This is a genomic window from Janthinobacterium sp. CG_23.3 (assembly GCF_046115965.1).
Lineage (GTDB): Bacteria > Pseudomonadota > Gammaproteobacteria > Burkholderiales > Burkholderiaceae_D > Janthinobacterium.
Window position 1 is genome coordinate 1 of the sequence record NZ_JBJXIB010000120.1, and the last position, 18,414, is coordinate 18,414.

Consider the following 18,414-nt stretch of genomic DNA (forward strand, 5'->3'; position numbering starts at 1 on the left):
AGAATAGGAGGTGCTGGGTGTCCGTTGTTCCTGCTCGAGGGGTGGGGTTGTCGCTCCCCCCCCCCCCCCCCCCCCCCCCCCCCCCCCCCCGGACCGGGACCTTACGGGGCCGGTTTAACCACCGTGTTTTGCTGCAGCGTGGTGGCCGTTTGCGACAGCGTACGGCCGTTGAGCGAGGCGCCGGTCAGCATCGCGATATTGGTCTGGGCCAGGATGTTACCCTCGAAATGCGAGTTGGTGTCCAGGGTGACCGCGCCGGTAACTTGCCAGAAAATATTCTTGGCCTGCGCGCCGCCGCTCAAAACGACGCGCATGTTCGGGCTGATGTTCAGCTTGCCGTTGATCTGGAAAATCCACACGTCGTTCGGACCGCCGACCAGGGTCAGATTGGTCGGGATCGTAACGTTGCTGCCCCAGGTATAGGTGCCGGCCACCAGCGTTTGGTTGGCCACCGTGCCGGCGCCCAGGTTGAGGAAGGGACCGACACCGGCGGGCCGTCCGGCGGCGTCGGTATACGCCGTTTCCAGGTCGCTGACGGCGGCGGTCAACAGCACCGGGTCGGCCACGGCGCAGGCCGGGCCGGCGGCGTCGACCGCGTAAATGATGCCGTTCACTTCGGTGCAGGTAATGCCGATGAAGGCGCCGCTGATCGGGCTGGTGCCGACGTTGCCGGTAACACTAGACGTCGGCACGTTGGTGACGCCCGTTTTGCTCAAAATCGCGAAATTGCCGGCGCCGCCGAGGATCACGGCGGCCGGACCCAGCGCCGCTGTGACGGTCAGTGTTTGCGCGTCGTTCTTGCCCTTGTAGCTGGCGCTGATCAGCGCCGTGCCGCCGCTGCGGCCGGTGGCCACGCCGGTGGCGTTGTTGACGGTGGCGACGAGCATATTGCCGGAGCTCCAGTTCGACGCGGCGGTGACGTCGCTGGTGGTGCCGTCGCTGTAGCTGGCCGTGGCCATGAATTGCCGGGTGGCGCCGACCGGGATGACGGCGTTGATCGGCGTGACCGCGATCGACGTCAGGGTGGCCGGACGCACGGTCAGGGTTTGGCTGGCGCTCTTGCCGCGGAACGTGGCCATGATAACGGAGGTGCCGCTGGCAACGCCGTGGGCCATGCCGTTTTGCAATACGGTCGCCACGTTGGTGTTGGCCGAAGTCCAGGTCGAGCCGGCCGTGACGTTGCTGGTGCTGCCGTCGCTATACGTCGCCGTCGCCGTGAATTGTTGCACGCCGTCGATGGCAATGGAGGCGTTCGCGGGCGTTACCGCCAGCGACACCACGGTGGCGGCCGTCACCGTCAAGGTTTGGGTATCGCTCTTGCCGGCGAAGGTAGCCGTGATCGGCGCGGCGCCTTGGGCGACGCCGGTGGCCAGGCCTGATGCGCTGCCGACGGTGGCGACGTTGGTCGCGGCCGAGGTCCAGGTCGAATAGATGGTCACGTCGCTGGTGCTGGCGTCGCTATACGTGGCGGTGGCCGTGAATTGCTGGGTGGCGCCGGCGGCGATCGAGCCGTTCGTCGGCGTGACCGCGATGGCGCTGAGCGTCGCGCTCGTCACGGTCAGGTTGGTGCTGGCGCTCAAGGCGCCGGACTGGGCTTTGATGACCGTGGTGCCGGCCGTCACGCCGGTGGCGGCGCCGCCGGCGAGGATGCTGGCAAAGGCCGGCGTCGCGGACGTGAACGTCGAGGCCGCGGTGACGTCGCGCGTGGTGCCATCGGTAAAGGTACCCGTGGCTTGGAATTGCAGCCGGCCGTCGATCGCGATGCTGCGGTTGGGCGGGCTGATCGCCAGCGACAGCAAGGTTGCCGGGGTGACCGTCAAGGTTGCCGCGCCGCTCTTGCCGCCAAACGCGGCGCCGATGCTCGCCGTGCCGCTGGCAACGCCGGTGGCCAGGCCGCTGCCGGCGTTAACGCCAGCGATGGCGGCGCTCGCCGTGGTCCAGGTCGACGACGCGGTCACGTCCTTGGACGCGCCATCGGCGTAGGTTGCCGTGGCGATAAATTGCTGGGTGGCGCCGATCGGCACGGAAGCCGTTGCCGGCGTGACCGTGACGCTGCTCAGTTCCGCGGCCGGCAAGCCCAGAATCGGGTCGCGCCCTTGGTCTCCGCCGCCGCAACCGGCCAGCATCGCTGTGAGGAGGAACCCCACAGAGCAGAGTAGTGTTTTCATGTGCAACTTCAGAGCGTTCATGGCGCATCCCTTTATGGTGTGATTTGACGCCCCTTGACGGCGGCGCGCGAGCGGTGGTCTTGGCAACACCCCCGCCACCGGCCGCGCAGTTCGGGCAAGTGGGCGGCGATGTTTTTCGACCGTACCTTTGTTATCCTCGCTATTTTCACCCCGCTATGTGCGCTAGCGCGCATACGCCAAAATATATTTGTTTTAAACAACATTGAGCATGCGCAGCCGCAACTGAGCGGCAGGCTGGCGAAGGCATGGCGGGCGTCCCTCGGCTGCTTGGCATGTGGCACGTCAAGATTGAAGCCTGCATGCTGGAGCAGGCCGGAATCGACTTTGTGCCGGTTGCGCCGGGCTTGCGGGCGGTAAATTGAAACGCCTTGAATTTTCGAATTTGTAACGTATAATCCACAAAAGACATGTATCAAATATCGGACTACCTGACGACTGATGGGCATGACCCCTTCAAGGAATGGCTGGCAAGTCTTGCCGACCGTCAAGCCCGTGCACGGGTTCTTGTGCGGGTTCAACGTATGGGGGCAGGCAACTTTGGCGACTGCAAGCCCATTGCCGGGGGCATGTGGGAACTGCGCATCGACCACGGGCCGGGCTATCGGGTGTATTACGCCCGCGCTGGTGAAAAGCTGCTGTTGTTGCTGTTGGGTGGCGACAAGCGCAAGCAGCAGGCCGACATAGATACGGCATTGGCATATTGGGATGACTGGAACCGGAGAAACACATCATGAACAAAACATCTCGACCGCACGCCGACGCAGTGATAGAACTGCTGCGCGACGACCCCGCTTTTGCTGATGAATACCTTGCCGCCGCCTTGGACGAAGCCGACCTGCCGGGCGGACAAGCCGCGCTGCTGGCCGCATTGCGCCATGTAGCCGAGGCACAAGGAATGGCCGCTGTTGCGGAACGGGCAGGTATTCCGCGCGAAAGCCTTTACCGCGCGCTTTCGCCTACAGGCAATCCGACAATAAAGACCCTGCTGGCGGTGTTCAATGCGGTGGGTTTGAAATTGGCTGTGCATCGTGCAATTCCCGCCTGACGGAATCAAGCATAATTAAAAGCGCCAGCCTATCCCGACGGGGAGAAAAGCCGGAACCTTCACCGGCCTGACTGGTGCCCCGATTTATGAGGGATGACGCCTTGAAGGGGTGTGTATGACAGAGGCAAAAAAGCAGGCTCAGTTAAGCAAAGCGCTAGAGCCTATCAAACCGTTATTCGGTCGCGGGCGCATACGAATAGATTCGCCAGCTCAGCAGCAGCCCAATTGGGATAAGTGGCGACACATGCGAGATATTGAGCTTTGGGACGCTGTAGCCCCTAGCCTGAACTATGCGCCAAAAGAATTGCCGGTCTATTTTGGTGCATATGACCGGCTAGGCGACGACCCTTTTAGGATTTGTCCCTCACCTTTTGTGAATCGCCTGCACGTGGCAAACAGCTGTTGCAATATGGTAATATAACCGGACACTGATAACGTTACGACGGGGGAGGCTGGACCAATGCAAAAAATAAGAATCGCCTGCATGATGATTGTACTGTCTGGGTGCGCGTCGTCGTCTGGCGTACTTAAGTCGGCCCGAGACACCTTCACAGTGAACACGAGGGCATCACCTGGGGCTGGCGGCGGCCCCTCTGCAAAGAGGTCCGCATATTCTGATGCAAGCCAAGAGTGCGCTAAAACTGGCAAGACCGTGGACATTGTTGCCGAGAGTGCCTCAGCCCCAAGTTGGACTGATGGAATGCACTCTGTTGATTTGATTTTCAAGTGCGTGTAATTGGCGTAACGGTACACTTTTTCCAACTAAGGGAAAATGAAAACTATAATGATGATTGCGGCACTGTCAGCACTAGTTGGGTGTGCCAGCAATTCCGGCGTGGTCGCTATGGGCTCGGATACATACTTCGTGTCGCGCCAGGCTGCGACCGGCTTTTCCGGAATGGGAACGCTCTAGGCAGAGGCCATCGGCGAGGCTGGGCAGTTCTGCGGCGCGAAAGGGCAGTCTATGGAGATGGTCAGCGAGAACGACGCGCAGCCGCCCTACATCCTTGGGAGCTTCCGCAAGACCGAAATCAAGTTTCGGTGCGCATCAGGCAAGTAGGCACGAGGACTTCAGATTGATAAAATATTAATAAATATCAAGTGGCGACGCCCCCCCCCCCCCGAAGCCCTACCATGTGTGGGGCTTTTTGTTGCCTGTGCTGGCGCTGGTGGAAAGGTTGGCCGGGGCGACCGCTGCGCGGTCCACTATTCGCAACACCTGCCCGTATTGAATCGCCGACCTTCGCGTAAATCCTATACCAGCCCTACACGACACAAAAAAACAAGCCGAAAAACAAAAAGGCTACAAGCCGAAGCCTGTAACCTTTTGATTTCACTGCGAATACCTGGTGCGTTGGCCGGAATCACATTACACTATGAGAATTTTATAAAATCATCATAAGTACCGTCAAAAATACCGTAAAAAAGAAAAGTGTCCCTGTTGTCGGGTTATTGCAACGGCGCTGGCTGGCGCAGGCCTGCGATCCATCCTTCTGGCATCATCGAGCCGCCGATTGCTTTGCAAGACATGTGAACTCAACCTCTGCCGCTGCGATTTTGCCGAATCCACCCTGCGTTTCCCCGGTATTTATTGGCTGAAGCTCCTTGCCAAGCGTTTTACAATAATCGGACGCCTGCCGGAACGCCTCAGCTTTTTGCATGCCTGCTGAGGAATGACCCATTACGCCGTGCGTCGCAATCATGAAAGTGTCTTTTCCTGTCGGCACGACTCCGGTAGTGCTGGCACAGCCAACTAACGCGGACAGCGCCGCAACCATCATTATTGTTTTCATATTTTCCCCTTCGGCAAATTGGCGTGCCGGGTCGCCTACCCCATCAGCGTCACTGGCATTTGAAAACTAAATCGACGGCGTGCATTCCATCAGTCCAGCTTGGTGTAGACGCTCGCTCTTCAACAACATTTATCGTCTTTTGTTGTTTGGCGCACTCTTGATTGGCCTCATCATAGGCAGACTTCTTTGCCGACGCGGTTCCGCCGTGACCAGGCGATGCTGAGGTGTTCACCGTAAAAGTGTCTGGTCCTGACTTGAGCACGCCTGACGATGTTGCGCAACCTGCCAAGATCGCAACGGCAAGAACAAGAACTATTTTCATCGAATCTCCATCGGAGTGGCGCCTTAAACCTCCAGTATCAACGGGAACATTGAGATATTGCAATATCTATCATTGGTCATATTGATTTCTATCAATATTTATATCGGTCGGCGGTTACTGTCGTTACCGGAAAAGCGGTGTTCAATAGCGGCGGGGCTTCCTCGCACCCGCACGCGGGAAGTTGTGGGTTTGCGGTACAGCGAAGCAATACAGCCGGTTTTCCCAGATTGTCGGCTGAACTTTTATGCCCCTTTACCGGCGCAGCGGAGTCAAGGCCCGTGAAATTTTTTACGTTGGATGTGCGAATCAGCGTGCAAACTGCCAAGTTATGCAGCTTTACTTTGTGCCGGTTTCATAGGATAGGAAAGCGGCATAAATGCGAACAATGGCGCGTCGATCCACTCACGGACTGACGCGCACCAGGTCGTTACAGCTTGGTCTTGATCCGTGCCTTGTCGAATATCGCCCCGATAGCAGCGTCCCCGGCGGCAGCGCACGCGGCTTCCAGCATGTCAGCCAGTCGGCTATCGTGCCGCCGTGGGTCTGCCAGCATTGTGCGGACGATATCGCCTTGCTTGAACCCGCCAGCAAAGGCAGCAGACAGCACACTGTCGATCAATGCTTGAGCATTAGCCCGCCCGGTCAGAGTCACATCATCGTCAGAGTAGGCAGCATGGGCGCACAGCAAGATCGTGCCCGATGCCGAACACCTGTAGCCCTCGCCCTCGGGCGTAAAAAGTCGATTGTTCCTGTTCATATTCCACCCTTATCGTTCAAGAAGTTTTTTTGTTCGCGCATTAACTGATTCATTTCTTTGACGGCCTGCCGCAGTCTGACGAGCACGCCGCCGGTGTAGGCATTGCCGGACACCTTAGCCTTGCCCTTGGCGCTTGTCGGTCCGGTGGACTGCTTCCACGGTTGCCAGCGCCGGATCGCCTCGGCTTGTCGTTGTCGTTGTTCCAGCGTCCAGATACGTGCGCTCATGGCTCTTGTCCTCTAATAGTTTGCTTTGTTGGGTTTGATTTTCTTCCGCGTGTAATCTTGTTTGCAGATCGGCCACTGCGCCGGTGCCGTTGTTCACCTGTTGCGGCCCATGACTGATATTGGCCTGCTTCACGAAAGCCACTTGCCGGGGAAACTTCAAATCAATCACCGCCTGTATCGTCGCTCGGCTTTGCGCTTGCGCTTTCAATGCCAGCCCGAGGAATGACTCAAGGTTTTTTTGATATTCCTGTGTCTGCGCCCGCCGCGCCAGACTGGTAAAGATGGATTGAAGCGCGGTCGCCTGCCCGATCAGCATGGCTTCCAGCGTTGACAGGTCGCCGCCATTTACATCGTTGAAAGAATCGCGCAAACCATCGATCAGCACATTGATATCAACGTCCTTGCCATGTACGTTGGCTTGGTAGGACTCCATCACCGCAGCAGCATTGACCGAAGGTTTAAGCGCCAGCTTTGCAGCCATCACCCCTGGCGCAACGACTGGCTTTTCCACCGTTGCTATTTTCGTTTTCTTGGTCATGCTGTCTCTTTCAATTTGTGAGTGAACCCGGCGCAGCGCTGCAAGATCGTTACCAGGTCGGCAGGTATCGACGGGCCTTTCACGCCGATCATGCGCCACTGGTGGCACCGCCTGGCCGTGGTGGTGCCGGACAGGTGCAGGCACTCGATACATGCGCGCCGTTCGTCGTGCTGGCTGTCTCGCAGCGCCAGCCTGTCCGTCATCGCTTCGGCGTCGTCCAGGTTCAAACCGCGATCCGTGAACAGGATCAAACGCGCCGTGTCGGTATCGGTCCTGGCGATCCCCGGCACCGTCCCGGCCTGCCCGATGAAGTAGGCCCGCGCCGTCGCATCAAGCTGGCAGTCGTTCAACAGTTGGGCGATTGCGTCCGCGTCCGTTTCCTCGATATGCGCCAGCCATGCGCGGATCATGCGTTCCTCATCGGTGGTCATCGGTGTCAGCGCCGCATCATTGGCCGGGGCGGGAAACGCGTCAGGCAGCGCCGCAATTTCACACGTTGAATTTTGAAAGGGGGCGGGGGGTGTACCTACAAAACCTACGAAAGCCCCTGAATCTTCCTTTTGTAGGTTTTGTAGGGTAGTAGTAGGGGCATTCTCAATTTTCTTGAGCCGTGTTAGCCAGTTCATGCCGCGCCCCCGGCCTGCACCGCCGGGTTCATTTGATAGCGCTCGCTCGGTCTGCCGCCGGTCTGTTGAACGTCACGGCGCAACCAATCGTAATCCGTCAACACGTCCGCCGCCTTGCGCACGGCTTCCGGCGTATTCAGTCCGGCCCAGCCCTTTTGCGCAACCTGGCGGGGTGTGAACTCATCCACAAAAGCACCGGCCTTGATCTTCCTGAGCAATGACGCGGCCCCGGACGTTTCCGGCATCGTCGCAGCCGAATACAGCCGGTGTGCATGGCTGCGCAGATAGTCGCCCCAGGCCAGCGCCCGCAGTAGTTCTGCCTCACCGATCACGCCGCCGCTGTCGGGTGTGTCAATCAGGGCGAACACCAGCGCCAGCGCCGGTATCAGCTTCCTATACTTGGCAAGGTGCGACTCCATCGCCGGGTGCAGATCGCCGCTTTTGATTTCCTGTTCAAACGGAATGCGCCATTCGACAAACAAGGCTTGCGCCGCCGCGTCAAACTTCCAGATATGCGGTTCCGTGTCGCTCGCTGGTTCCATCGCCGCCAGCCGCTCAAACACAGCCCAGGCGGTTTGCTTGGCTGGCGTGTCGGGCCACTGGTCAACGTGGTGAAATTTGCCGTTCGTGTCCGGCCAGACCGTCAGCGCGAAACGCTGCAACAGGCCATCGTCAGCACTGCCGCCCAATACCGCGCCGCGCACGTATTCCTGTATGCGCCCCGGCTGAATGCCGCCGATCATGGCCAGACAGACGCGAGGGATATGAACAGTCCCGCGTCCGATCCGGTCAAACGTATAGCCCTGATTGCCGTCATAGCTTTGCAGGTAAAAAGCCCGGGCGCCTTCCTGCCCTGCCTTGTCCATGCTGGTCAACAGCCCGTATATCTCGTCGCGGTAAGACAGCGTGCCCCAGGTATTCACCTGCAACAGTTCCCCCAGTTTTTCAACGGTCGCATCATTGACGATGAAGCGCCGCGCCGCTGGTTCTTCGGGTGCGTCCATCGGTTGCAGCAAAGCGCGCGCCGCCGCCGGGTCTTTGCTTGCCAGCCCCTTTGCTTTCTTTTCGTTGTCCTCGCCTTGCATTGCCGCCAGCTTCGTATCAATTGCCCAGTCATCATGCGCGGCTTTCCATAGCTCGAACTCGTCCACCTGCAAACGATTAAGGGGTTTGAGCGCCGCCCCAAGCGCAGGACTTTTCATCACGCCCGGTCTGCCGACGATTAAGCCCCACAGGTTCGGCGTCACCTGCCATTCGTCGCGCTCTTTCGGTTGGATGACGGCACGCGCACCGATCAGACTAGACAATGCCACCACGGCGCCAACCGCCGCGAAGTCTGGCGGGCATTGCATCCGGTGCGCTATGTCCATCACCCAGCCGCGCAAAGCCACCGGCAATAAATCGGCGTCGAATACCTGTACTGGCGGCAGTGCATCGGGTAGGGGTGTCGGTTCCGGCCAGCCGTGGCCCTGTGGTGCTCTTGCGCCGTCCGCCATCGTCATACGTCCAGCCGGTGCGCTCGCGCTGTCTATGGCTCGTTTGACAGCTTCCACGCCGGACAATTGCGCCATATCGTTAAAGTCGGTTGCCTTGTCAAGGCGATCTGCAGGGAATACCGGCAGCGCGATCAAGCCGCCCACGGCCAGCGCCGCCGCTTGTGCGTTGGTTAGCCCCGGATTGCCTGCCGTCTGGGAGTCATCGTCCGCAGCAATGACGATGGCCAGCGCCGGGTACTTCTTGCGCAGCGCCAGCGCCACCGCCTCAAGGTTGCCCGCGTTGAAGGCCACCGCCACGGCGTGCCCGGCGCATTCGTGGATGCTTGCCCCGGTTGCAAAGCCTTCGCAGACGACGATCAACCCAGCAGGTTTGCCGATGGCGAAATAACAGCCCGTCACCCGCCCGCCGGACATAAACAGTTTATTGCCATCCGGCCCAATGGTTTGCAGACTGTGCAATGTCCCGGCTGTATCGCGCATCGGGATCACCAGGTATTGCCCGTCCTGCCTCGCACCGTTCGGTTTGATGCCCTTCACCGTCAGGTATGGATGCATCATTGCCGTTTCGGTCGTGGCCAGCCGGGTCGCCGCTGTCGTCCTGGCTTCGGCCTGGCGTTGCGCCTGTTCGGTGTCGCGCTGGCGCTGCATGGCTTTGACGCGCTCGCGCATCGCCTGGCGCTCGCTGTCGGTCTGCTCATGGTCAGATTTACCGCACCAGGTCGATTGAAGTCCGCTGCGCCAGCATCCGAAGGAACCGGCGGGCATGTCGTCACCGTACAGAACATACCAGCCCGAAGTATCGCGGGGCTTGCCGTCCGTGCTGAATCTGCGCAGCTTGCCATCGTCTATTATCTCGTCCGGTGCAGGCAGGCCCGCCGCAACAATGGCGATCCTGAATTGGTCGATATGGTTGCTCATATCCTGCCCCCGAATACGGCAGCAATTGCCACGGCGAAGCGCAGCAATGCCGCTTTGATCCGGTTGCAGAATGATATTATCGGGGGGAGATAGTTATTGTCCGCCGTGGTGTCGCAGCCACCGGCGGATTCTTTTTTATGGATCATCAGGCAGCGACTCCTGCACGCTGCGCAATGAAAGCTTCGACTTGGCCTAAATCCCAAACTGTGACGGACTCGCCAAGTTTGAACGGCTTGGGAAATTTCCCTTCACGCACCCAGCGCCAGACGGTTGCAGGACTTACCGGCAGTTTGCCGGGTTTGGCTGGCGTGCTGGCCAGTTCGCTGATTCGGATAACTCGATGTGACATTTTAACCCCTTCATTGATCTGCCGTGACACAACGGCATGAGGGGATTAAATAGAATTTCTTGTCGAATTCTAACTACTACACTCGAATTCCGACTAGTCGGATTTTTTTAAAACTAGTTCTTTTGTGGTGGCCGATACCCATCAATTATTTCCAATATCCGTGGTGGAATCGGGATAGAAATATCTATATCAGGTTTTGGCAGAATGTATTCTGGCAATCTCAGGCAGTGTTTTCGATCCAAAATCGGCGTTCGCAACTTCGTGTGGGATGGGATGTGTTTGCATCCGAATTCCAGTAATGACACCGCCCATTGCAAATATTCCACTAGCCCATCTGGGCCGGGGGTGACTTTAGGTGGCTTGTCCGTCGTATCGAGAAGGACCATGCTACCCCACAGATGTGCGACGGGCTTCATCAGTCCCCATGCCGCAAATATTTTTGTTTTTTCGCTGTGAACATTTTCTATTTTCAATTTTTCTAGAATTTCTACGGCCTTGTTCAGGCTTGGAGTTTTTACGTTATTGCGTTGCATTGCGTAAATTAGTCCCAAGAGCCAGCCTGCCGTCATACCATCTTTGAAACGGTTTTTGTCTTTTTTTGCCCTGTCATCCAGCGAAGGTGCGCAGCACAACGCGCGCAGCCAACCAACCGGAACTGCAACGTCATCGTCTCCAGCTAAATCGTACATTTCACCGTTAATTAGCTCGGTAAAAAAGTAAGCCAGAGCAGCTAACGGACTTTCTGGATAATGCATGTAAGCCATCAGCCAATGATACGTCCGGAACATCGACAGACCTGCTGGAAAGGGGAAATCGTCAGCAAATGCATTTCTCTCGGAATGCAACGCTCCTATGTGCTGTTCGTAGACTTTTTTGGTCATACCACGCCTCGCAGCGGTATTACGTCCGCGCCGATGCGCAGCTTGTCCAGGTAGTCTGCCCAGCGCTGCATCATTTCCCGGCGCGCTGGCAAGTGGGCCGTGCGGTTGTAGGCCCGCCCGTTCACGTCCTTGACGGCGTGCGCAAGCTGATGCTCGATCAGGTCCACGCGCTCGCCCAACACTTCATCCATGATCGTGCGCGCCATCGCCCGGAAACCGTGACCAGTCATCACTTCTTTGGCGTAGCCCATGCCACGCAGCGCCGCGTTAATCGTGTTCTCGCTCATGCATGCCTTGCTGCGCAGGCTGGGGAACACATACTTTCCGTCGCCGGTCATTGGATGCAAGCCGCGCAGGATCGCCACCGCCTGCACGCACAGCGGCACCAGGTGTTCAACTTTCATTTTCATTTTGATGGCTGGAATTCGCCACTCTGCCGCGTCTAAGTCGATTTCCGCCCATTCAGCGGTGCGCAGTTCGCCGGGGCGGACAAACAGCAGCGGGGCCAGCTTGAGCGCCGCCACGGCTGCCGGATACCCGTTGTAGTCGAATATGGCGCGCATCAATGCCCCGGCCTGCTTCGGCTCGGTAATGGCGGCATGGTTCGACTTCACCACAGCAGACAATGCGCCCCGCAGATCGGCCGTAACATCGCGCTCGACCAAGCCAATCGCCACGCCAAACCGGAATATCTGGCCGCATACCTGCTTCACGCGGTGCGCAGAGTCGATAGCCCCGCGTGCTTCAATCTTCTGCACTGCCGCCAGCACGTCACGCGGTTTGATCGTCGAAATTGGCATACTGCCTATGAAGGGAAACACGTCATGTTCCAGCCAAGCTGTTACCTTGTCTTGCGTGCTGGCCGACCGACTGGCAGCTACCTTGGACAGCCATTGCCGCGCAACCGACTCGAACGTATGAGCCGATGCGATGGCCTTGGTCTGCTTGTCGTCGCGCTTGGCCTGGCCGGGGTCGATCCCGTCCGCCAGCAGTTTGCGCGCATCGTCGCGCCGCTTTCTGGCTTGCGCAAGCGATACCGCAGGGTAGACGCCCAGCGCCAGCGTCTTGCGCTTGTCAATGTAGCGGTAGTCCATGCGCCAATACTTGCCGGATTCCTTGACCAGCAGGTACATATTTCCGCCATCGGCGTGTTTGTCGCCCGCTGGCTTGGTCGGCTTTACTTGCCTTACGAACATGTCAGTCAGTGCCATCATTTCCCCCGTGACGGTATCTTGTTTTGCAGATTTTTCACATACCGTCAAAAGTACCGGGTTTTTGACGGTATCTCATGCTATGGCATAAACTGACTTGAGACAACAAAAAACCCGCGCTCCTATGAGAGAGGCGGGTTTTGAGACTACATGATACGGTGTGAAACAGTAACTTGGTGCCGTTGGCCGGAATCGAACTGGCGACCTTCACATTACGAATGTGCTGCTCTACCAACTGAGCTACAACGGCGAAGACGCGTATTCTAACAAACATTCCAGAAATTTCGCTAGTGCCAATGCGACTTTTTTGCCAAATAATTCTGCCGGCCCGATACGGCGCCGCCGGACGGGCCGCCCGGCCCGTCGAACTAGGCGTTGTGGTAGCTGGTAACGCGCGCCACTTCGTCCTTCGAGCCGAGGAACACCGGCACGCGCTGGTGCAATTTGTGCGGTTCGATGTCCATGATGCGCGCCTGGCCGTCGGTGGCCGCGCCGCCGGCCTGCTCGACGATGAAAGCCATCGGGTTGGCTTCGTACATCAGGCGCAGCTTGCCCGGCATCGCCGTGTCGCGCGTGTCGGCCGGGTACATGAAAATGCCGCCGCGGTTCAGGATGCGGTGCACGTCGGCGACCATCGAGGCGACCCAGCGCATGTTGAAGTTGCTGCCGCGGGCGCCGTCGACGCCGGCCAGCAGTTCGTCGACGTAGCGTTTGACCGGCTCGTGCCAGTGGCGCGCGTTGGACGCGTTGATGGCGAATTCCTTGGTCGCGGCGGGAATCTGCATATTGCTCTGCGTCAGAACCCAGGAGCCCATCTCGCGGTCCAGGGTAAAGCAGTTGACGCCGTTGCCGGTGGTCAGCACCAGCATCGTCTGCGGGCCGTACACGGCGTAGCCGGCGGCCACTTGCTTGCTACCGGCCTGCATGAAGTCCGCCTCGGTCGCCTCGCCCATGCCGTCGGCCGCCTTCAGCACCGAGAAGATGGTGCCGATCGAGACGTTGACGTCGATGTTGCTGGAGCCGTCGAGCGGGTCGAACAGCAGCAGGTATTCGCCCTTCGGATAGCGGTTCGGGATCGGGTGGATCGATTCCATCTCCTCCGACGCCATCGCCGCCAGGTGGCCGCCCCACTCGTTGGCTTCGAGCAGGATCTCGTTGGAGATCACGTCGAGTTTTTTCTGCACTTCGCCTTGGATGTTTTCCGTGTGGGCGCTGCCCAGGATGTCGCCCAGCGCGCCCTTGCCCACCGCGTGGCTGATGGTTTTGCAGGCGCGCGCGACGACTTCGATCAGCAGGCGCAATTCGGCCGGGATGCTGTTGTGCGAACGTTGTTCTTCGACCAGATATTGCGTGAGGCTGATGCGTTTCATGAATTCCCTTTGTGTATAAATAGTGTTGCTGCTTGCGGGCCGTTGGCTGCTTGTAGACCACTGGCGTAGGGCCGGCGTCGGCCCCCTAGGGTCTGACGCCGGCCTCTTGCCGCTGGCTTGTTGCTGGCGTTCGCGGCCGGTTTGTTTAGTTCGACAGGGCCTTGCTGACGACTTCGAGCACGTCGTTCGACAGGGCCTTGCTGACGACTTCGAGCACGTCGTTCGACAGGCTGGCGCTGGCGCTGACCCGTTCCAGCGCGGCCTGCATGTGCACTTGCAGCGCCGGCACGTAGCGGCGCCAGCGGTCCATGCTGCGCGCCAGCCGCGCCGCCACCTGCGGGTTGAGCGCGTCGAGCGCGATCACCTGCTCGGCCCAGAAGGCGTAGCCGCTGCCGTCGGCCGCGTGGAACTGCGACGGGTTGCCGGCGCAAAAGTTGAAGATCAGGCTGCGCGCGCGGTTCGGGTTCTTCAGCGTGAAGGCCGGGTGCGTCATCAGCGCGCGCACGGCGGCGACGTTGGTGCCCGGCGCGCTCGCCTGCATGGCGAACCATTTGTCGATCACCAGCGCCTCTTGCTCGAAGTCGGCGAAGTAGCTTTTCAGCGCGCTGGCGGCGTTCTCCGGCGCGCCCGAATGGATCAGCGCCGACAGCGCGGCGGCGCGGTCGGTCATGTTGCCGGCGCTGTCGAACTGGCGCTGCGCCAGTTCCAACTCGGCCGCGCCGGGCGCGATCAGCAGGTAGGACAGGCACAGGTTTTTCAGCCCGCGCTTGCCGGCCGACAGCGCGTCCGGGCTGTACGGCCCCGGCGTCTGGTTGGCCTGGTATTGCGCCAGCAATTCCGCTTTCAGCGCGGCGCCGATGCTGCGGCGCATGAACTGGCGGGCGATGTGGATTGCCTGCGGGTTCACCGCGTCCATCCGTTCGGCGATGATGGTTTCCGACGGCAGCACCAAGGCCAGTTCGCGGAAGGCCGCGTCGAGCGTGTCGTCGACCAGCAGCGCGCGCTGGGCGGCGATGAAGGTCGCGTCCAGCGCCAGCGGCGCGCCGGCGGCGACCGCAGCCGTCAGCTTCAGCAGGCGCTCCATGGCCAGGCGCTGGCCCGCTTCCCAGCGGTTCACCGGGTCGCTGTCGTGGCTGAACAGGTGCAGCAGTTCGGCGTCGCTGTAGTCGTAGTCGAGCACCACCGGCGCCGAAAAGTCGCGCAACAGCGACGGCGTCGGCCGTTCGGCGACGCCGCTGAAGTGGAAACTCTGGCTGGTTTCGGTCAGCTCCAGCAGCACCGTGGTGGCGCCGGCCGAGCCGGCCGTGTGCAGCGCCAGGTCGCGCCCGTCGGCGCCCAGCAGGCCGACCGCCACCGGGATGTGGAACGGCAGCTTGTCGCTCTGCCCCGGCGTCGCCGGGCAGCTCTGCGCCAGCGTGATGTGGTAGGTCTGCGCCTCGGCGTCGTAGTGCGTGACGGCCTTCACCAGCGGCGTGCCGGCCTGGCTGTACCAGCGCTCGAACTGGCCGAGGTCGCGGCCGTTGGCGTCGGCCATCGCGGCGCGGAAGTCGTCGCACTGCACCGCCTGGCCGTCGTGGCGCGCGAAGTACAGGTCCATGCCCTTGCGGAAACCGTCGCGCCCGACCAGGGTTTGCATCATGCGCACCACTTCGGCGCCCTTTTCATAGATCGTGACGGTGTAGAAGTTGTTGATCTCGACGAAGGAGTCGGGCCGCACCGGGTGCGCCATCGGCCCGGCGTCCTCCGGGAACTGGGCCTGGCGCAGCGTGCGCACCTGGTCGATGCGGGTGACCGCGCGGCCGGTGTCGGTGCCGATCATGTCGGCCGAGAATTCCTGGTCGCGGAACACCGTCAGGCCCTCCTTCAGCGACAGTTGGAACCAGTCGCGGCAGGTGACGCGGTTGCCGGTCCAGTTGTGGAAGTATTCGTGGCCGACCACCGCCTCGATGCCGGCGTAGTCGATGTCGGTGGCCACGCGCGGGTTCGCCAGCACGTATTTCGTGTTGAAGATGTTGAGGCCCTTGTTTTCCATCGCGCCCATGTTGAAGTCGCCCACGGCGACGATCATGAAACGGTCCAGGTCCAGCTCCAGGCCGAAGCGCTCCTCGTCCCAGCGGATGCTGTTTTTCAGCGACTGCATCGCGTAGTCGGTCTTGTCGAGGTTGCCCTCTTCGACCCACACTTGCAGCAGCACTTCGCGGCCGGAGCGCAGCGTATAGCGCTCCTCCTGGCAGACCAGGCGCGCCGCCACCAGCGCGAACAGGTAGGACGGCTTCTTGAACGGGTCTTCCCATTTGGCGTAGTGGCGCCCGTCGCCGAGGTCGCCCTCTTCGACCAGGTTGCCGTTCGACAGCAGCACCGGGAACTTGTCCTTGTCGGCGCGCAGCATCACCGTGTACTTGGCCATGACGTCGGGACGGTCGGGAAAAAAGGTGATGCGGCGGAAGCCCTCGGCCTCGCACTGCGTGAAGAAGTTGCCGTTCGACACGTACAAGCCCGACAGCGAGGTATTGTTCCGCGGCGCCAGCACCGTCTCGATTTCCAGCGTGACCTTGGCGGGCGCCTTGCGGATCGTCAGGCCGGCGTCGCTCAGCTCGTACTGGCCGGGCTTCAGCGCCTTGCCGTTCAGGCGCACGGCGACCAGTTCGATATGCTCGCCGTGCAGCGCGATGTCGCTGTTGGCGCCGGCCGGGTTGCGGCTCAGCGTGATGCGGCTGGCGACGATGGTGCGGGCGGGATCGAGGTCGAAACCCAACTCCACGCTCTCGACCAGAAAACTTGGCGGGGTGTAATTTTTGCGGTAAATCGTCTGAGGGCTGTCTGTGCGCATAGGGATTTGGTGGGTGGCGGAGGCAAAAGCCTATTTTACCAACACCAGCCCGGTGCGCGGCCGAATCTTCAGCGCGGCGGACGGCGGGGGTAACAATCTGTAATAATCCAGCGACGCGCGATACACGGACGTAAACTATTCCCCTGTAATGTGTATTCCTTTGCCGGAGATCAATATGATCAGATATCTCGCCACGCTGGCCGCCGCGATGAGCTTGCTACTGGCCGGCTGCGCCACCACCATCCGCAGCGACGTCACCGCCTTCCACCATTGGCCGGCCGAGCTGCGCGACAAGTCGTACGCGTTCCAGGCGCCGGCGCAGGCGCAGGACACGCTGGAATACCGCAGCTACCTGGACCTGGTGCGCGCCGAACTGGGCAAGCTCGGCTTCAACGAGGCCGCCGGCCCGGAAGCGGCCAGGCTGAAGGTGGCGGTGCGCTTCGCCACCATCGACCGGCCGGTGCGCGTGATGGAAATGACGGACCCGTTCTGGAGCGGGCCGGGCTACTGGCCGGGCCGCTACGGCTACCGCTATCCGTGGGGCTACCCGCGCTGGCACGGCTTCCGGCCGTATTACGACCCGTTCATGTTCGGCCCGCTCGACATGCGCGAAAGCATACGCCACAACTACGAGCGGCAATTGCGGGTGACCATCGACGGCGCCGACGGCAAGAAACTGTTTGACGTGACGGCGCAAAACACCAGCCGCGTAGCGGCCACGCCGGTGGTGATGCCGGCGCTGGTCGCCAGCGCCTTCGCCGGCTTCCCGGGCCAGAGCGGCGTGCCGCGCCGCGTCGATTTGAAGGTGGAGTGAGCGCCCGCTTCGTCGACGCCACAGGCCAGGCGCCGGGCGCGGACCCCAATCCACCCAAGTTAAGCGATTTCAACAATTTTTCTGACTCATTGCCCTGTGCGGTTTGTGGCCTGGGTTCCGTGGTTTCGAGAGATTTTCACGATATCGGTAGGTTCGTCCGGCGATCAAACCAAGCAGATCCCGTAGCAATTTGCCGATCTTGAACGTGTCAGATTTCCGTGCAAATCAACACACGGCGTTTCATTGCTCGAAAACTTAGCGTCGACGGTTTCTCGATAACTCGGTTTTATCACTTTCGGCTCGTTCTACCGTGTCAAATCCTCCTTTGATGAACAATGTTGTTTCCTCGTACGTCGGAGCGCCCTTATCGCCTTTGTATGCTTTGTCAAAGCTTTCCATATCAATCTTTGATCCCTCTTTCACGCCTTTAAACGCGTTGTTGATCTCGGGGTGAAAGATAAAAAGCCAATCAGCACGGCTCGAAATTATGAACTCCACCCATCTATTGTTTAGGTTAGGCTTAAACTTTTGTCGCGTTTCCACCAGGTATCCGGTTAGGGTTTGTGGCAGCATTCCGTCGAATTGAGCCGAATCTCCCGTCACCGCAAAGTTGTCGATTATTCCTTGCAACAGTTCGTTACCGCCGTCCTGCCCTCGGTATTTTTCGGGATCCTTGTCCCTTCCGATAGCGACAGTTCGGCTCAAGGTTATGGGCATGCTTTTGGGGACTGGGTCGTCATCCGTAATGCGCCGCCTGTTTGCGAGGGTCAAATAAAAATTTTCGAGCACAGTTGCCATTGATAACCCCATCAATTTTGCGGCAGTCTTCATCCGATACTGAGCAGAGTGAAGACGTCCAGCGGTTGAACGGCTTCAGATGAGAATATGAGAATCAGGCCACGTAACGCAAGTAACAGCGGTGTTGCCGCAATCGTTAGTGTCCGTCCGGCACCCAATCCACCGAACTTAAGGATATCGCCTCCACTCGGCGAAAATATTTCACATAGTTCTTGACAAGACTGCGGCTGCGCGCGGTCGCCGCCCTGCT

18 protein-coding genes and 1 tRNA gene are annotated in these 18,414 nt (G+C 59.8%); 3 read left to right on the top strand and 16 right to left on the bottom strand.

Annotated features, from left to right (window positions below; genetic code table 11):
• Positions 1 to 101: 101 nt before the first annotated feature.
• Positions 102 to 2,168, bottom strand: a complete 2,067-nt coding sequence (locus ACFDR9_RS22160) for an ice-binding family protein (protein ID WP_409032375.1) — start codon at positions 2,166 to 2,168, stop codon at positions 102 to 104.
• Between the two features lie 428 nt (positions 2,169 to 2,596).
• Here ACFDR9_RS22160 and ACFDR9_RS22165 point away from each other — a divergent pair, with 428 nt between their 5' ends.
• Positions 2,597 to 2,923, top strand: a complete 327-nt coding sequence (locus tag ACFDR9_RS22165; protein ID WP_017877115.1) for a type II toxin-antitoxin system RelE/ParE family toxin — start codon at positions 2,597 to 2,599, stop codon at positions 2,921 to 2,923.
• Positions 2,920 to 3,234: an addiction module antidote protein gene (locus tag ACFDR9_RS22170; RefSeq protein ID WP_409032376.1), complete on the top strand. Its 315-nt coding sequence runs from the start codon at positions 2,920 to 2,922 to the stop codon at positions 3,232 to 3,234. Before ACFDR9_RS22165 ends, ACFDR9_RS22170 begins: the two co-directional genes overlap by 4 nt.
• Before the next feature lie 1,499 nt (positions 3,235 to 4,733).
• Here the strand turns inward: ACFDR9_RS22170 and ACFDR9_RS22175 are convergent.
• From ACFDR9_RS22175 to pepN, 13 genes are all read right to left on the bottom strand, one after another.
• Entirely contained in the window at positions 4,734 to 5,027 is a 294-nt protein-coding gene (locus ACFDR9_RS22175) for a hypothetical protein (protein WP_409032377.1), read from the bottom strand.
• Positions 5,028 to 5,076: 49 nt separating this feature from the next.
• Positions 5,077 to 5,349 carry a hypothetical protein gene (locus ACFDR9_RS22180; protein WP_409032378.1) on the bottom strand — a complete coding sequence of 91 codons (273 nt, stop codon included), beginning with the start codon at positions 5,347 to 5,349 and terminating at the stop codon, positions 5,077 to 5,079.
• A gap of 427 nt (positions 5,350 to 5,776) precedes the next feature.
• On the bottom strand, positions 5,777 to 6,106 hold the full coding sequence (locus tag ACFDR9_RS22185; RefSeq protein WP_409032379.1) for a hypothetical protein: 330 nt from the start codon (positions 6,104 to 6,106) through the stop codon (positions 5,777 to 5,779).
• A gap of 114 nt (positions 6,107 to 6,220) precedes the next feature.
• Positions 6,221 to 6,871 carry a hypothetical protein gene (locus tag ACFDR9_RS22190; RefSeq protein ID WP_409032380.1) on the bottom strand — a complete coding sequence of 217 codons (651 nt, stop codon included), beginning with the start codon at positions 6,869 to 6,871 and terminating at the stop codon, positions 6,221 to 6,223.
• Positions 6,868 to 7,497, bottom strand: coding sequence for a hypothetical protein (locus ACFDR9_RS22195; protein WP_409032381.1), 630 nt, complete (start codon positions 7,495 to 7,497; stop codon positions 6,868 to 6,870). Before ACFDR9_RS22195 ends, ACFDR9_RS22190 begins: the two co-directional genes overlap by 4 nt.
• Positions 7,494 to 9,911, bottom strand: coding sequence for a DUF3987 domain-containing protein (locus ACFDR9_RS22200; RefSeq protein ID WP_409032382.1), 2,418 nt, complete (start codon positions 9,909 to 9,911; stop codon positions 7,494 to 7,496). The genes ACFDR9_RS22195 and ACFDR9_RS22200 overlap by 4 nt, the downstream gene beginning before the upstream one ends.
• Positions 9,908 to 10,057 (bottom strand): hypothetical protein, encoded by a 150-nt coding sequence (locus tag ACFDR9_RS22205; protein WP_409032383.1) that lies wholly within the window; start codon positions 10,055 to 10,057, stop codon positions 9,908 to 9,910. The genes ACFDR9_RS22200 and ACFDR9_RS22205 overlap by 4 nt, the downstream gene beginning before the upstream one ends.
• Positions 10,057 to 10,260 carry a helix-turn-helix transcriptional regulator gene (locus ACFDR9_RS22210; protein WP_409032384.1) on the bottom strand — a complete coding sequence of 68 codons (204 nt, stop codon included), beginning with the start codon at positions 10,258 to 10,260 and terminating at the stop codon, positions 10,057 to 10,059. The genes ACFDR9_RS22205 and ACFDR9_RS22210 overlap by 1 nt, the downstream gene beginning before the upstream one ends.
• A gap of 113 nt (positions 10,261 to 10,373) precedes the next feature.
• Positions 10,374 to 11,141 (bottom strand): hypothetical protein, encoded by a 768-nt coding sequence (locus tag ACFDR9_RS22215; RefSeq protein ID WP_409032385.1) that lies wholly within the window; start codon positions 11,139 to 11,141, stop codon positions 10,374 to 10,376.
• On the bottom strand, positions 11,138 to 12,352 hold the full coding sequence (locus tag ACFDR9_RS22220) for a tyrosine-type recombinase/integrase (RefSeq protein WP_409032391.1): 1,215 nt from the start codon (positions 12,350 to 12,352) through the stop codon (positions 11,138 to 11,140). The genes ACFDR9_RS22215 and ACFDR9_RS22220 overlap by 4 nt, the downstream gene beginning before the upstream one ends.
• A gap of 174 nt (positions 12,353 to 12,526) precedes the next feature.
• A tRNA-Thr gene (locus ACFDR9_RS22225) sits at positions 12,527 to 12,602 on the bottom strand.
• Between the two features lie 118 nt (positions 12,603 to 12,720).
• On the bottom strand, positions 12,721 to 13,722 hold the full coding sequence (locus ACFDR9_RS22230; protein ID WP_409032386.1) for a class 1 fructose-bisphosphatase: 1,002 nt from the start codon (positions 13,720 to 13,722) through the stop codon (positions 12,721 to 12,723).
• Between the two features lie 145 nt (positions 13,723 to 13,867).
• Positions 13,868 to 16,552, bottom strand: coding sequence for an aminopeptidase N (pepN, locus tag ACFDR9_RS22235; RefSeq protein WP_409032387.1), 2,685 nt, complete (start codon positions 16,550 to 16,552; stop codon positions 13,868 to 13,870).
• A 175-nt stretch (positions 16,553 to 16,727) separates the two neighbouring features.
• Here pepN and ACFDR9_RS22240 point away from each other — a divergent pair, with 175 nt between their 5' ends.
• The gene (locus ACFDR9_RS22240) at positions 16,728 to 17,366 is read left to right on the top strand and encodes a DUF4136 domain-containing protein (protein ID WP_409032388.1); all 639 of its coding nucleotides are present in this window, start codon (positions 16,728 to 16,730) and stop codon (positions 17,364 to 17,366) included.
• A 255-nt stretch (positions 17,367 to 17,621) separates the two neighbouring features.
• Here the strand turns inward: ACFDR9_RS22240 and ACFDR9_RS22245 are convergent, their stop codons facing one another.
• Positions 17,622 to 18,164 carry a hypothetical protein gene (locus ACFDR9_RS22245; protein ID WP_409032389.1) on the bottom strand — a complete coding sequence of 181 codons (543 nt, stop codon included), beginning with the start codon at positions 18,162 to 18,164 and terminating at the stop codon, positions 17,622 to 17,624.
• A gap of 29 nt (positions 18,165 to 18,193) precedes the next feature.
• The coding region (locus ACFDR9_RS22250) for a hypothetical protein (RefSeq protein ID WP_409032390.1) at positions 18,194 to 18,414 on the bottom strand (221 nt) is incomplete at its 5' end.

What these genes read in the sequence shown, in the direction of transcription:
- ACFDR9_RS22210 (WP_409032384.1), bottom strand. Translation starts at nt 10,260, where the DNA reads ATGTCACATCGAGTTATCCGAATCAGCGAACTGGCCAGCACGCCAGCC.
- ACFDR9_RS22220 (WP_409032391.1), bottom strand. Translation starts at nt 12,352, where the DNA reads ATGGCACTGACTGACATGTTCGTAAGGCAAGTAAAGCCGACCAAGCCA.
- ACFDR9_RS22185 (WP_409032379.1), bottom strand. Translation starts at nt 6,106, where the DNA reads ATGAACAGGAACAATCGACTTTTTACGCCCGAGGGCGAGGGCTACAGG.
- ACFDR9_RS22230 (WP_409032386.1), bottom strand. Translation starts at nt 13,722, where the DNA reads ATGAAACGCATCAGCCTCACGCAATATCTGGTCGAAGAACAACGTTCG.
- ACFDR9_RS22215 (WP_409032385.1), bottom strand. Translation starts at nt 11,141, where the DNA reads ATGACCAAAAAAGTCTACGAACAGCACATAGGAGCGTTGCATTCCGAG.
- ACFDR9_RS22165 (WP_017877115.1), top strand. Translation starts at nt 2,597, where the DNA reads ATGTATCAAATATCGGACTACCTGACGACTGATGGGCATGACCCCTTC.
- ACFDR9_RS22240 (WP_409032388.1), top strand. Translation starts at nt 16,728, where the DNA reads ATGATCAGATATCTCGCCACGCTGGCCGCCGCGATGAGCTTGCTACTG.
- ACFDR9_RS22245 (WP_409032389.1), bottom strand. Translation starts at nt 18,164, where the DNA reads ATGGCAACTGTGCTCGAAAATTTTTATTTGACCCTCGCAAACAGGCGG.
- pepN (WP_409032387.1), bottom strand. Translation starts at nt 16,552, where the DNA reads ATGCGCACAGACAGCCCTCAGACGATTTACCGCAAAAATTACACCCCG.
- ACFDR9_RS22200 (WP_409032382.1), bottom strand. Translation starts at nt 9,911, where the DNA reads ATGAGCAACCATATCGACCAATTCAGGATCGCCATTGTTGCGGCGGGC.
- ACFDR9_RS22190 (WP_409032380.1), bottom strand. Translation starts at nt 6,871, where the DNA reads ATGACCAAGAAAACGAAAATAGCAACGGTGGAAAAGCCAGTCGTTGCG.
- ACFDR9_RS22195 (WP_409032381.1), bottom strand. Translation starts at nt 7,497, where the DNA reads ATGAACTGGCTAACACGGCTCAAGAAAATTGAGAATGCCCCTACTACT.
- ACFDR9_RS22205 (WP_409032383.1), bottom strand. Translation starts at nt 10,057, where the DNA reads ATGATCCATAAAAAAGAATCCGCCGGTGGCTGCGACACCACGGCGGAC.
- ACFDR9_RS22160 (WP_409032375.1), bottom strand. Translation starts at nt 2,168, where the DNA reads ATGAAAACACTACTCTGCTCTGTGGGGTTCCTCCTCACAGCGATGCTG.
- ACFDR9_RS22175 (WP_409032377.1), bottom strand. Translation starts at nt 5,027, where the DNA reads ATGAAAACAATAATGATGGTTGCGGCGCTGTCCGCGTTAGTTGGCTGT.
- ACFDR9_RS22170 (WP_409032376.1), top strand. Translation starts at nt 2,920, where the DNA reads ATGAACAAAACATCTCGACCGCACGCCGACGCAGTGATAGAACTGCTG.
- ACFDR9_RS22180 (WP_409032378.1), bottom strand. Translation starts at nt 5,349, where the DNA reads ATGAAAATAGTTCTTGTTCTTGCCGTTGCGATCTTGGCAGGTTGCGCA.